At 49.0% G+C, this 15259-nt stretch carries 5 protein-coding genes; 3 read left to right on the top strand and 2 right to left on the bottom strand.

What is annotated here, in order from left to right:
- Nucleotides 1–221: 221 nt before the first annotated feature.
- Together cysN and cysD are read right to left on the bottom strand one after the other, a co-directional pair.
- Nucleotides 222–1634, bottom strand: coding sequence for a sulfate adenylyltransferase subunit CysN (cysN, locus tag DI392_RS10620; protein ID WP_109319885.1), 1413 nt, complete (start codon nt 1632–1634; stop codon nt 222–224).
- A 33-nt stretch (nt 1635–1667) separates the two neighbouring features.
- A complete protein-coding gene (gene cysD / locus DI392_RS10625) occupies nt 1668–2582 on the bottom strand; it encodes a sulfate adenylyltransferase subunit CysD (protein WP_109319886.1) in 915 nt (304 codons plus the stop codon).
- A gap of 122 nt (nt 2583–2704) precedes the next feature.
- Here cysD and DI392_RS10630 point away from each other — a divergent pair, with 122 nt between their 5' ends.
- From DI392_RS10630 to DI392_RS10640, 3 genes are read left to right on the top strand one after another with little or no spacing between them, the layout of a single operon-like run.
- A complete protein-coding gene (locus DI392_RS10630) occupies nt 2705–4075 on the top strand; it encodes a S8 family peptidase (RefSeq protein WP_109319887.1) in 1371 nt (456 codons plus the stop codon).
- Nucleotides 4065–5279, top strand: coding sequence for a TIGR03032 family protein (locus tag DI392_RS10635; protein ID WP_109319888.1), 1215 nt, complete (start codon nt 4065–4067; stop codon nt 5277–5279). The genes DI392_RS10630 and DI392_RS10635 overlap by 11 nt, the downstream gene beginning before the upstream one ends.
- 3 nt (nt 5280–5282) lie before the next feature.
- On the top strand, nt 5283–15236 hold the full coding sequence (locus tag DI392_RS10640; protein ID WP_109319889.1) for an Ig-like domain-containing protein: 9954 nt from the start codon (nt 5283–5285) through the stop codon (nt 15234–15236).
- Nucleotides 15237–15259 lie beyond the last annotated feature (23 nt).

Below are 15259 nucleotides of genomic sequence, written 5' to 3' on the forward strand. Positions count from 1 at the left end.
TCCGATCCTGATTGGAATAAATATGCACTAGACTACCCTGTCCGGCTGTTGGTGCGCAGAGTAACTGTTGTGACTGTGAAATGCAATACTATTCACTATAAAATGAATATTATTCAGTGTTAGTGATTAAATGTGTGCTGTGCGTGCAAGTAAATACATCGAATTTCATATCAGAAAGACTCAGGATCTGATTAGACATGCAAAATAGTATGAATAAACCGTTATTCTATTTTCAGGCACCCCCATTCAGGAAAGTGTTCTCTTATATAGGCGTTGAGCTCTTTTTCTTCTTCTGAATAGATACGTTGGTCCGGACTTGAACCGTCGATAGCATGCTTTAGCATACCTGCGGCGACAGTACTGTTAGTGTAACGATCAATAATAATAAATGCCCCGGTTTGCGGAAGCTGGTTATATTCATCAACGATTATTTTTTCATTCAACGTTATTGCAACTGAGGCGATATCGTTGAGTTCAAGTACGCCTGCGTCAGAAGAGCGTTGCTCCAGTGTATCGATATCCACTTTGTACTTGATATTGTCAATATTCCCTATGCAGGTTTTAGTGACAAACTTAAACAGGTATTCGTGAGGTGTCTGAGCCGGATGTTCTCCCATCCATACAATATGGGCAGCAATGGTGTTCGATAGCAAAGGTTCATGCCCTCGGTGGACCAGCATATCTCCACGGGATACATCGATATTTCTATTCAGAGTCAGTGTGACGGCCTGTCCGGGAACGGCAGAACTTAATTCTCCGTTATGAGTATAAATGGATTGTATTTGTGCGAACTGATAGGAAGGCAGAACGGTTACCTCGTCACCCACTTGTAGTATTCCGGAGGCAAGTGTTCCGCAATAGCCCCGAAAGTCAGCATTAGGGCGGTTAACATACTGAATAGGAAAGCGCATCTGATCGAGGTTTTTGTCCTGTTCAATTTTTACCGTTTCCAGCAGTCTCATTAGCGGGGAGCCGGGGTACCAGTCCATATGCTGGCTTAATGTCACGACGTTATCGCCTTTTAAGGCCGAAATGGGAACGAAACGTAAGTCCTTAAAACGAAAGCTTTGTGCCATCTTGCGATAATCTGCCTTAATGTCCCGGTAAACCTCCTGGCTGTAATTCACCAGATCCATTTTGTTGACGGCCACAATCACATGCTTGATACCCAGCAGGTGACAGATATAGCTGTGACGGCGTGTTTGTAGCTGAACACCGTGCCGGGCATCAACGATAACCACCGCGAGATCGCAGTGGGAGGCCCCTGTCGCCATGTTACGGGTGTACTGCTCATGACCTGGTGTATCAGCAATAATAAATTTACGTTTATCGGTTGAAAAGTAACGGTAGGCAACGTCGATAGTGATCCCTTGCTCACGTTCAGCCTGGAGCCCGTCAACCAACAAGGATAAATCAAATTCGTCGCTTGTCGTGTTGAACTTCTTTGAGTCCCGCCTGATGGCTGCCATCTGGTCGTCGTAAATATGCTGGCTGTCGAAAAGCAGGCGTCCAATCAGGGTGGATTTGCCGTCATCTACACTGCCACAGGTCAGAAAGCGCAGAAGATCTTTGTGTTGATGTTCTGTTAAATAAGTTTCAATGTCTCTAGTTATTAGATTTGATGAATATGACATGGTAAATATGGGTTCCGAATTTGATAAATGATTTCAGAAGTAGCCTTCACGTTTCTTTTTTTCCATGGAACCAGAGCTGTCATAGTCAATGGTTCTGCCTTGCCTTTCTGATGTTGTGGTCAGCAGCATTTCCTGAATGATTTCCGGTAAGGTCGTTGCCTGAGATGGAATGGCACCGGTAAGTGGGTAGCAGCCTAAGGTGCGAAAGCGCACCATTTTCTCTTCCACGGTTTCGCCGGGTTTTAGCTGCATTCGGTCGTCATCGACCATGATCAACATACCATCACGATTGACGACCGGGCGTTTCCGGGCAAAGTAAAGGGTCGGGATTTCAATTTGCTCAAGATAGATATATTGCCATATATCCAGTTCGGTCCAGTTTGACAGTGGATATACCCGGATACTTTCGCCTTTGTTGATTCTGCTGTTATAAATATTCCACAATTCAGGACGCTGATTCTTTGGATCCCAATAATGATTGTTGTCCCGGAAAGAATAGACGCGCTCTTTGGCACGGGATTTTTCCTCATCACGACGTGCGCCACCAAAAGCAGCATCAAACCCATATTTCTCCAGAGCCTGCTTTAGCCCCTGAGTTTTCATGATATCCGTATGCATGGCGCTGCCATGAAGGAATGGGTTAATGTCCATTTCGATACCCTGAGGGTTCTGGTGCACAATTAGCGACATTCCGGCTTGTTCGGCGATTTTGTCCCGGAACTCAATCATTTCTTTGAACTTCCAGAGTGTATCAACATGCATTAAAGGAAAAGGGGGCGTTCCCGGTGAGAAGGCTTTTTTGGCCAGATGCAGCATTACAGACGAGTCTTTACCCACGGAATAGAGCATTACCGGGTTATCAAATTCAGCGGCGACTTCACGCATGATGTGGATAGATTCAGCTTCAAGTTGTTGCAGGTGGGGTATTCTTAGTTGAGGGGTGTTCATTTTCTATTTATTACCATAAAAGACAGATCATAGTGTAGGTGCAGTCAGCTCAATCTATCAAAGAAAAGAGTCTCAAGTGTAAGAATATGTTTTTTCGATAGTATGGTTAATAAAGAGATTATATGCTTGGCCGTTTTCTGGTATTAATGGTGGGTCAAAGTCGCTCCGGAACCTCTCAAAGACATGAACGATTAGGTATGATGAACCCTTTTTTCTACAGGTGTGTTTTGCATTTATTTTTGGGCCGGAAAGCACTGTTGCCGTGCTTACTCTTACTTATTCCGGTAAAGGTATCGGCCTATGAGCTTTTAAGTTTTAGCAATTTTGCCCAAACGGTAACAATTACTCCTCATGGTGAACGTTATAAGATTATCGAATCCGGTGAAGAGGTCGTTCTTTCAGATCGTTTAATCGTAAAGACAGAGCCACAATTGGATAAATCAGATCTGCTTGCACTGTCGCCGAAGATCTTGTCTGTAAGAGAGATTTTTATTGCCGACACCTTTACGTATTTTAGTGTACGGGTCACGCATCAGGCTGATCTTTCCCGGGTATCAGAACAGCTAAAATCTCACCGAAGGGTTTTGTTCGTTCAGCCCGATTTACTGCAACTGCGTCATCCTCTGTCCGGTGAAAAGGCATCAACAAAACACATATCATTGTTAGAGAGGCGGAAAATTTACTCCGGGTACCTGAAAAAGATAGGGGTTCCGACATTACAGACGCAAACCCATGGGAAAGGGGTGACGATAGCCGTTATTGATGATGGATTCTTATTCCGTCATCCGGCGTTAAAACATAAATCGCCACGCTTTGCTTATGATCTGGATAGTTTAACCATGTCTGCTCAAGCAGCCAGCCTGGGGGGAAGGCACGGCACTATGGTTGCCAGTATTCTCTTTGCCCGTCCTGATGAAGAGATCGCTGGTGGAATCGCACCGGAAGCTGATTTTATTGCACTGCGTCACACCAATACCTGGACCTCTAAAATCGTACTAAGCTTTCAACTCGCCAATCTGGCCGGTGCGGATATTATCAACTGTAGCTGGCGTTCCCGATGGCTGACGGAACCGGTAGCCGATGTGGTTAACTATCTGGCGAAAAAGGGAAGAAAAGGTAAGGGCACTATTGTTGTGTTTGCAGCTGGTAACGATGGTAAGAAGATTATTGCAAACAGCACAGAGGCTGCACTTTCAAGTGCTCTCGTCGTGAGTTCAAATAATTCTCAATTTCAGCGAATTCTAAGTAGTAGCTTCGGCCCGAGTGTGGATATAATGGCCTTTGGTGGTATGGCCAGAGCTGCTTCGGCAGATGGCGGTTATCGCTGGTTTAACGGGACTTCGCTTTCAGCCGCGATTGCTTCCGGGGTGGCGGCATTATTGCTTTCTCAGGAGCCAGAATTAACGGCAGATCAGGTAACCGAAAAATTATCGCGGCGGCTAAAACCGCATGGCAGTAAATATATTCAAGATAATAAAATCAATGAACGATAATTTTAATAATGCGCCTCAGGAAGAGGGACGCAGTAACAATGCTCAACATGAAAAAATGGATTTAGGTTGTCAGTATTCAGAGAATCTCCCGGCCATTTTAAAACAGCTCAATGTTTCTCTTGCGCTGACCTCTTATCAGGTCGGTAAGTTGATTCTGGTACGTAGTGATGGTCAGCAATTAGACGTTAACTACAAAAGTTTTCCCCGTCCGATGGGACTGGCTGTACACGATGGCGGATTAACTCTGGGTATCTTTACCCAGATAATCAATTTTCAGCGTGAAGACGGCTTGTTAGAAAAAATCAAACAGCCTCTGGACAGAATCGAGCAGGATATCACCGCACCTAAAGTGAAGCCTACCGATGACCAACTGGACGAAGAACAGCGAAAACAGCAGGATGCACTGTATGAACCGGTTGATGACCGTACGGACGCCTGCTTTATCGCCCGATCTGCTCACCATTCCGGCATGATTAATATTCATGACATCGAGTGGGGGAATGCTGGTTTATGGGCGGTAAACTCGAGCTTCTCCTGCCTTTGTACTTTAGAACCTGATTACAGCTTTGTACCGCGCTGGAAACCGCATTTTATTTCTGAACTCGTTCCGGAAGATCGCTGCCACCTCAACGGTATGACACTTAAAGATGGTAAGCCCGCGTATGTGACGACTTTCTCTCAGGAAGATACTGCAGCCCAGTGGCGGGAAAAAACCGGTAAATTTAACGGCACCCTGATGGATGTTCAGAGTAATACTATTCTGGTTGATGGCCTGAGCATGCCGCATTCTCCGCGCTGGTATCGTGATCGGGTTTACTTTTGCAATTCTGGCCAGGGGGAACTATGTTCTTACGAACCTCAAAGCAACAAAACCGAAGTGCTTGCTGAGCTACCGGGCTTTACTCGGGGAATGGATTTTTATGGTCCAATTGTCTTTGTCGGGTTGTCCAAAGTGCGCGAATCCAATGTGAAACGTCCGGCACCGTTAACGGAAAAATATCCAGAGACCATGGCAGGAGTCAGGGTTATCAATCTGGAAGATAACAGCGAAATCGGCTTTATCCAGTTTACCGGCGATGTTGCACAAATTTACGATGTCGCTCTGATACCCAATACCTCGTTTCCGGAGTTAATCGAACCGGATCATCCGCGCATGCGGAACCATTTTAGTCATCCTACTCTACAACCATTAAATGAGTCGTAAGCAATGAAAAAAAAGAATAAGAGAAATAATAAATTAGCCAAAGGGGCATTACCATTGCTTGCTGCCCTGGGCGGAAATGCTGTCGCCAGCCAGTTACCGGGCAGCATCAGCAGTGGAAGCCGCCGTTTTTCACGAACTGCCGCCGTGGCGGTGAAGGATAAAGCGACCAGTGAAACAAATATTTTAGTTGAACAAGTCAGTGATACTGAACCAGCTAAGCGTTCTGCTTTTTCGGCTTTTGGATCCCCAAAGCTTGGTAAACCTCAGGAAAGTAAACCACAGTCAAACCGCCGTTTATTAAACTATTTAGCTACCAATAGTCTTTTGAAACCACAACAGGCTGTTTCAGCAGAGATAAGTGGAAGTACCGATGGGCGAAAAGTATTTTTAAGCGGTTATTGTACATATTCAGACATTAGGTATAGCAGTATAACACAAGGATCATGCGTAGGTTCTTATCATTGGCATGATACCAGCACGCCGTCAAATAGTGTCCCCACCAATATTACCCTTGACAGTACCACTATTAATGATTCTGCAACCGGAAGTGGTGCTGTAGTGGGTGTATTGGGAACCACTGACGCTGATGATGGTGACACTCATACCTACGCACTGGTGAGCAATGGGGCTTCCGGTAGTGGCTCTTGTGGCTCATCTGGTGATGATGACAATGCCAGTTTTCAGGTTGATAATACAAACGATGATTTAGAAACTTCCGGTAGCTTAACTGCTGGATCTTATAATGTTTGTGTTCAAACTCATGATGGCACGGATTCTTACCAGAAAACCTTTACCATTACTGTTAATGATGCCACTGCACCATCTTATGAAAACAGCACTCCCTCCCTTTCTTCTATAAATTTATCGGGTGCGACTCTTTCTGCCGATTTAAATGAAGAAGGTACGGTTTATTATGTGGTTATCGCTGATGGAGCAACAGCACCAAGTGTCTCTCAGGTGAAAAACGGACAAGACAGCACGGGATCATCGGCACTGGTTTCCGGCAATTTTACTACTTCCGGCACCACGGGAAGTGACAGTTTTTCCGGGCTAACTGCTTCTACAGCTTATGACATTTATGTTGTTGCACAAGATGACGAAGGCACACCTAATGTACAAACCTCAGTGACATTGGTAAATCTTACTACCGCATCTCCTGATAGCGACGGCGATTTAACGGCTTCAGCTGGTGTCACCGAACCCGTAGCATTAAACACCACGGTAGATACTGTTGGCGAAGCCGTCGATCTGTTCGACTTCACGCTTTCAGATAGCGGCACCAGCGATGGTCTGGCGATGGCTATCTCTCAGATCGTTGTGAATGTATCAGGCACGGCTACTGATACAGTACGAGATCAGATTACCTATCGCCTGAATGGTAATGATGCTTCAAATGTTGCCGGTGTTTATAACGCGGCTGCCGATACAATCACGTTCTCAGGGCTGAGTATTTCAATTGCTGATGGTGCCAGCGAGACTTACACCATAAACGGCTATTTTAATGACAACTCTGGGTTAACTGAAGATCAGACGATCATTCTGAGTGTGGATGGCGATACGGATGTCACCACATCCGGCTCTGGTACTCAAATGGGAGCGACCTCTGCGGTAACGAACTCGACGGGTACAACGATAGAAATTGATGCGACTCAACTGGTATTTACTACTCAGCCTTCCGGTTCGGTATCCGGTTCTGCGCTAACGACTCAGCCAGTCGTTACAGCGCAGGATGCTTTTGGTAATACCGACGTTGATTTCACAGAAACGGTCACTCTGACCGAGGCCAGTGCTGGTAGCTTGAGCAGCAATACTGCGACAGCGAGCAGTGGCGTAGCCACCTTTAGCGGACTGACCTATACAGCGACAGCGGATCAGCAGAGCTTTACATTAACGGCTAACGATGAGGATGGAACCGGCACCGATCTGAGCACGGTTGATGCAAATGCGGTTACAGCTGATGTCATTGCAACTAAACTGGTATTTGATACTCAGCTAAGTCCTCTGTCTGTTAATGATGGTGAAGCTACAAGTTTGACCACCGTACCCGTTGTGTCTGCTAAAGATGCAGATGATCTGGTGGATACGGGGTATTCAACGGGTATTACTCTTGCTGAGGTCAATGGTGCAGGCTCTGCAACCATGACCGGTACGGGTGATACTGATGGTAATGGTGCAACTGTCACTATTACTCCATCTTCTGGGGCTGCGACGTTTACAGGAATGGCCCTTACCTATACCGCGTCTGGTTCTTCCGATGAAACGTTCAATCTGCAGGCCAGTTCTGGTGCTTTGACGACAGCGAACAGCAGTCAGATGACGGCATTGGTGGACAGCACTGCCCCAACCTTTGACGCGACACCATCCCTTTCTTCCGTCTCTGCCAGTGGTGCAACTCTTTCGGTTGATCTGGACGAAGAAGGTATTGCTTACTATGTGGTGGTGGCCGACGGTGCAACCGCTCCGACTGCCGCGCAAGTTAAAGCCGGCCAGGACAGCACTGGCTCTGCGGCGACCGCTTCAGGCAGTATCACCACCTCTGGTACCACGGGAAGTACCACTATTTCCGGACTGGAGGATGGCACCAGTTATGACGTCTATGTCGTGGCACAAGACAGTGTCGCTAACCTTCAGACATCGCCAACTCAGCTTAATTTAACCACGACCGATACCTCACCGGATGTAACGTCGATTACCGTATCCGGCTCTCCGGCAGCCAATGCATCCAGCGTTGGTTTTGTCGTTACCTTTGGCGATGACGTCAGCGGTATTTCTGCCGATGACTTTACCGCTAAGCTGGATGGCAATACGGACAGTGGTCTTTCTGTCACCGGAGTGTCAGCCACCTCTGGAAGCAGCGTCACTGTAACGGTATCTGTGACCAATGTGGAAGGCGCTGTTCGTCTGGATCTGAACAGCAGCAATGACATTGTCGATGAAAGCAGCACTAACCCTGTGGCCTTTACCTCGGGGTCTACCCATACAGCGGACACCGTTGCGCCAACAGTGACCTCCATTGTGCGTAAAACGCCGGTGGATGAAAGTACTAACGCTGACTCGCTGATCTGGACGGTATCCTTCTCTGAGTCAGTCAGCAATATTGGTACTGCGGATTTTTCAGTATCAGGCACGACGGCAACGGTTAGCAGCGTTTCGGCTGCATCCGGCAGCAGCGTTGATGTGACCGTCTCTGGTGGCGATCTGGCTGATTACAATGGCGCAGTTGCGTTAAGTATTGCGGCCGGAAATGATCTGAAAGACGGCGGCGATAATGCGCTGTCCAGCACCACACCAACGGGCACAACAGAAAGCTATACCCTGGATAATACGGATCCGACATTTGTGTCGGTAGCCGACAGCGGAGACAGTTATTACAAAGCAGGTGAAACCATCACCTTCGATGTCAATCTAGGTGAAACGGGTCTGACCGTTACTGCCAACCTCTCGGTTCTGGATAGTGACCTGGGAACTGCCGTTGCGCTCACTGATGACGGTGATGGTACCTACAGCCTGACAACGTCAGCGCTGAACGCGGGCGGTAATATGCAGGAAGGCGCGATTACGGTGACCTTTACGGCAACAGACAGCGTAACTAATTCAGCGACAGATAGTTCTTTATCATTGAATCTGGATAAGACCGCGCCAACATTCGATAGCAGCAACTCAACCCCGAATGACAACGCCACTAAAGTGACGGTGGGCGATAACATCGTTCTGGACTTCAGTGAAAGCATTAATCTGGTCAGCGGTCAGACAATCACTCTGGTTGATGTAACGAACAGCACCACCCGAGAAACCTTTACCGCGACCAGTGCGACAGCGGCAACCGGAGATCAGGGCGGAAGCGCAAGTCTGTCATCGGACAAAGTGACACTGAATCCGGGCTCTGATCTGTTGGCCGGTACTCAGTATGCGGTGCAGATTGCTTCAACGGCTGTTGAAGATCTGGCAGGAAACAACTTTGCCGGTATCAGCGACAATACCACCTTTAATTTCACCACAGCTCCGACACTCGCCATTAGCGTAGATTCCTCAGAAATATCTGAAATGTCGGGTAGTGCCACCTATACCGTGACACTTCAGGATGGTAATGGCAATGCGTTCACCGCAACAGAAACTATTTCAGTTGAGATCGCTCTGGCCGGAACAGCAACGCTCGATACCGATTATTCGGTGACCGGACTGGGCTCTTCCGATGAAGTGACGATTGCATCCGGCAGTTCTTCTGCGACCTTTACAGTAACGGCCACTGATGACGCAACCGACGATGATGCAGAAACGATCACGGCAACACTGAATTCGGTTCTGTCTGGTACCGCAAGTATCAGCAGCAGTAATTCCGAATCCGTTACCATTAATGAAAATAATCCGCCGGTCTTTAGCAATCTGGATGCAACACCATCCTATACGGAAGACGGTTCAGCCGTGGTTATCGACAATGATGTTACGGTCAGCGATACCGAGCTGGATGCCCTTAATAGCGGTAGTGGTAACTACGATGGCGCAAGCCTGACGATTGCACGCAGTGGCGGGGCCAATAGTAATGATGTGTTTGCCAACAATGGCCTGCTCAGTGCATTAACTGAAGGTGGTGACCTTATTTATAACGGCACCACCGTGGGTACGGTCACGACAAACTCAAACGGTACCCTGACGCTGACCTTTAACAGCAATGCGACCACTGCGCTGGTGAATAGCGTGATGCAGAATATTACTTATGCGAACAGTGCGAATGAGCCTGCCAGCTCGGTAGTTCTGAACTTCACCTTTAATGATGGTACAGAAGACAGTTCCGGTACCAATCAGGTAACGGCTTCCGTTTCTGCCAGTAACGATGCGCCAACCTTAACGGCCATTGCGGCTAACCCGACCTTCACCGAAGGTGGCAGCACGGCGACAGTGTTTACAGGAAGCGCAGTGAGCACGGTTGAAGCCGGTCAGACACTCAGTGGGCTGGTACTGACAGTGAGTAATGTGACAGACACTGGCAGTGAAATTCTGACGGTGGATGGCTCGGCCATCACGCTGGACAATGGCCAGAGTGGCAGCACAAACAGTCTGACTTATGTGGTATCGGTGAGCGCCAATACGGCAACGGTAACCTTAACGGGAGGGAGCTTCAGTGAAGCCGACTTCCAGACACTGATTGACAGTATCAGCTACCAGAACAACAGCGATGACCCGACAACGGACAGCAGCCGTGTGGTGACCATCACCAGCCTGACCGACAGCGGTAGTGAGAATGCAACGGCCACCGTGAGTATTGCTTCAACGGTCACCCTGACTCCGGTGAATGATGAGCCAACGCTATCAGCAACCGCAGCAAACCCTACCTTTACGGAAGACGGGGATGCGGTGGCGCTGTTTAGCAACTCATCGGCTGATACGATAGAAAGTGGCCAGACGTTTGCGAGCTTGACACTAACGGTAACGAACGTTGCCGATAGCGGAAATGAAGTGCTGAATATTGACGGAACAGCTGTCGTTCTGGATGACAGTGAAAGCGGTACGACAACCACCAATAGCCTTACGTATACCGTATCGGTTTCATCAACAACGGCAACATTGACGTTGACCGCTGGCAGCCTGACAACGTCTGAGTTGCAGACATTGATCGACAGCATCAGTTACCAGAATAACAGCGACAATCCGACGACGGATAGTGAGCGTGTCGTTACCATTACCAGTCTGACAGACAGCGGTTCGAATACGGGTGACAACGACAACGTAAACGACGCGCTGAGCGTGACGTCGACCGTTAGTCTCACAGCAGAAAATGATACACCGGTTGTGAGCAATTTACCTTCGGGCTTCTCTGTAACAGAAGATATCTCCTCTAATCTGGATCTCACAGCTATTAGTTTATCCGATGCGGAGGACGACAGTGTTTCTGTGGTTCTGAGTGTGGGCAGTGGGGTACTGACTGTCTCTGGCGGTGATGGCTCCGCAAATGGTGTCACTGTGAGTGGTTCTGGCACAAGTAGTGTGACAGCCAGTGGTAGTGTCGCCGATCTGAATAGCTGGTTTGCAACCGCGAATATATTAGGCTTTACCACGGACAGCAACCAGGTCGCTAATGTGACGCTTACGGTTACGCCATCCGACACTGAGACTGGTAGCGCTGTGTCTTCAGTGTTGACCGTGACAGCAGTCAATGATACGCCGGTGATCAGCGGTACGCCATCGACGACGGTAGCGGAAGATTCAACTTACAGCTTTACCCCATCGGCCAGTGATGTGGATGCGGGCGACAGCCTGACGTTCAGCATTACCAATAAGCCAAGCTGGGCAAGCTTTAACACCAGCACGGGTGCGCTGACCGGTACGCCGACCAATGACGATGTCGGCACCACCAGCAATATCGTGATCAGCGTCAGCGATGGGACGGCGTCTGATTCCCTGTCGGCTTTTAGCCTGACGGTGACCAATGTCAATGATGCGCCGGTTATTAGCGGCACGCCATCGACGACGGTTGCGGAAGATTCCGCTTACAGCTTTACCCCAACGGCCAGTGATGTAGATGCGGGCGACAGCCTGACGTTCAGCATTACCAATAAGCCAAGCTGGGCAAGCTTTAACACCAGCACGGGTGCGCTGACCGGTACGCCGACCAACGACGATGTCGGCACCACCAGCAATATCGTGATCAGCGTCAGCGATGGGACGGCGTCTGATTCCCTGTCGGCTTTTAGCCTGACGGTGACCAATGTCAATGATGCGCCGGTTATTAGCGGCACGCCATCGACGACGGTTGCGGAAGATTCCGCTTACAGCTTTACCCCAACGGTAAGCGATGTGGATACGGGCGACAGCCTGACGTTCAGCATCACCAATAAACCGAGCTGGGCAAGCTTTAACACCAGCACGGGTGCGCTGACCGGTACGCCGACTAACGACGATGTCGGCACCACCAGCAATATTGTGATCAGCGTGAGTGATGGTACGGCGTCTGATTCCCTGTCCGCCTTTAGCCTGACGGTCACCAATGTCAACGATGCACCGGTGATCAGCGGTACGCCATCGACGACGGTAGCGGAAGATTCAACTTACAGCTTTACCCCATCGGCCAGTGATGTGGATACCGGCGACAGCCTGACATTCAGTATTACCAATAAACCAAGCTGGGCAAGCTTTAACACCAGCACCGGTGCGCTGACCGGTACGCCGACCAACGATGATGTCGGCATCACCAGCAATATTGTGATCAGCGTCAGTGATGGCACGGCGTCCGATTCCCTGTCGGCCTTTAGCCTGACGGTGACCAATGTGAACGATGCGCCGATAGTCGTTGACGATAGTTTTGAGTTTACCGTCACTGAGGATGGTATCTATACCCTGGATGTATTAAGCAATGATACTGATGTGGATGACGATACCTTACAGCTGGAATGGGTCACAACCGATGCCGGTAGTGCGACGATTCAGGATGGGCAGATTGCTCTGGTGACGGACACCCTTGGTACGGTCAACCTGAAGTATGGGGTTAGCGATGGCAACGAGGGCTCTGATACAGGACAAGTCACCGTTGTGATCTCGCCGGATGCGGCGGTAGCGCCGGAAATTACTGCTCCAAATGATGTTGAAGTGGATGCGACCGGACTGTTTACGAAAGTAAACCTGGGAGTAGCAACCGCCGTAGACAGCAGTGGAAATGCGCTGCCGGTTTCTCTGGTTGACCAGCAAACCTTCTTCCAGCCGGGCGAGCATACCGTGTACTGGAGTACGGAAGACACGAATGGCAACAAGGCAACCGCCAGTCAGCAGGTGGTGGTGCATCCACTGATTTCTATCGGTAAAGACGCTACCACGACAGAAGGGTCAAACCACAGTGTGAACGTGTTCCTGAATGGTGAAGCGCCGGCCTATCCGGTCACCATTCCATACACAGTGGGTGGTACCAGCGACGGCTCGGATCACGATCTTGTCGGTGGGCAGGTCACAATTAGCAGCGGTACGCAAGGCACCATCGCGTTCTCTGTGCTGGAAGACAGTGTGTCTGAGGGGGATGAAACGCTGGTAATTACCCTTGATGACAGCCTGAACCTGGGCAGCAAATCCAGTTATACGCTGACGATAAGTGAAGAGAATGTTGCACCGGAAGTAAGTGTCGCGATCACTCAGGGTGGTGACGCTCGCTCTGTCGTAGAAAGTAGTGGCGGGACAGTAACAGTAACGGCCACCGTTACGGATGCCAATGTCGGTGATACCCATACCTACCAGTGGATTAATGATAATTCGGAACTGGCGAATATTAGCCTGAATGAAAACGAGTTTGCATTTGATCCGAGTACATTGACATCAGGGGTATATAAACTTCAGTTAGTCGTCACCGACAGCGGCTCTGCCTCTGTAACGTCCAATATTTACCTGAGTGTGGTGGGGCAACTGGCTACGCTGGACGGTACTGACAGTGATGGTGACCTGATCCCGGATGATCAGGAAGGCTTTGGTGACAGTGATGACGATGGGATCCCAGACTATCAGGATGCAATTGATGACTGTAACGTTATTCAGGAGCAGGCTCTGGAGTCAGGCAGTTACCTGGTAGAAGGTGACCCTGGTGTTTGTCTGCGCAAAGGCGTCACTCTGGCAGATAACCAGACAGGCGGTACACAGCTATTAGCGACTGAAATCACAGAAGATGATTCGGCAGACAACATTGGCGGTATTTTTGATTTTGTTGCCTACGGATTACCAACTGTAGGGCAGAGTTATCAGGTGGTATTTCCTCAGCGTCTGCCTGTCCCGGCAAATGCGATTTATCGTAAATATACTCAGGACAGCGGGTGGGTTGATTTCATCACAGACAGTAGTAACTCTGTTTCTTCTGCTCCCGGCGAATCCGGATACTGCCCTCCTCCGGGTGACAGTGGATGGACACAAGGACTGACTGAAGGCGACTGGTGTGTGCAGTTAACCATTCAGGATGGTGGTCCGAACGATGATGATGGTATTGCTAACGGCAGTATTGTTGACCCGGGTGGTGTAGCTACACTGGCAGCGAATACGTTACCGGTGGCGGCTGACGATACGGTGTATGTGGCCATTAATGGTAGTGTCGATATTCGTGTGCTGGACAATGATACGGATGCCGATGGTGATTTACTTTCCATCAGCTCAGCCAGCGCAAATCATGGTTCTGTGACTATCAGCTCCGATGTCCTTATTTATGAGGCTCCAGTGGATTATTTCGGAACAGATACCGTTACCTATAGCATTACCGACAGCAACGGTGGTACGGCAACAGGTACGGTGACCGTCAACGTAACAGAAACAGCCGGAGGCGTTGTTAATAACAGCGCAGGAGGCGGCAGCATGGGAGGTATTGCGATGTTTATGCTTGGTGGTTTGGCGATGATTCGCCGTCATAGCCGCAAGTGGTTTGCTGCAGCACTGGCTCTGTTGAGTTTTAACAGCCAGGCTAACTGGTATGTAGACGCGGATTTTGGTGTCAGCAAAGCTGGTGAGCGTACGTCGGTTTATGATGATTCCGTGCTGGATACGGATAAGCGGGATACTGCGTGGGCTGTTGGGGTTGGTTATCAAATTAATCCTGACTGGTCAGTCACGGGTCGATACCTTGATTTAGGTGAGGGGAGTGCAAGCCTCTCTCCCGATAGCAGTATGGATCCGACTGAGTATCATGAGGCGGTAGCAGAAGTTACACCGGTACTTGCCGAGGGCTTTGCGCTGGATGTGAGTTATGCCCTGATCAATGAGGAAAAAGCCAGTCTGAATGCGATTGTCGGCGGTTTTGCCTGGAACGCGGATTTTGACAGTGAGTATCAGGGAACACACATTAAGACAACAGAGCGAGGCGTTGACCCATATATCGGTATTGGTGTTGACTACCATTTGACTGAAACATGGGATATGGGGTGGCACTTTAACCGTTACTTTATGGACTTAAATGATGTGACGACTCTGAGCCTTACGCTTTCTTATCAATTTGAAAAATAGCCATTAGCTTTTTTTCATAATAC

It is taken from the genome of Vibrio albus (assembly GCF_003144035.1).
Lineage (GTDB): Bacteria > Pseudomonadota > Gammaproteobacteria > Enterobacterales > Vibrionaceae > Vibrio > Vibrio albus.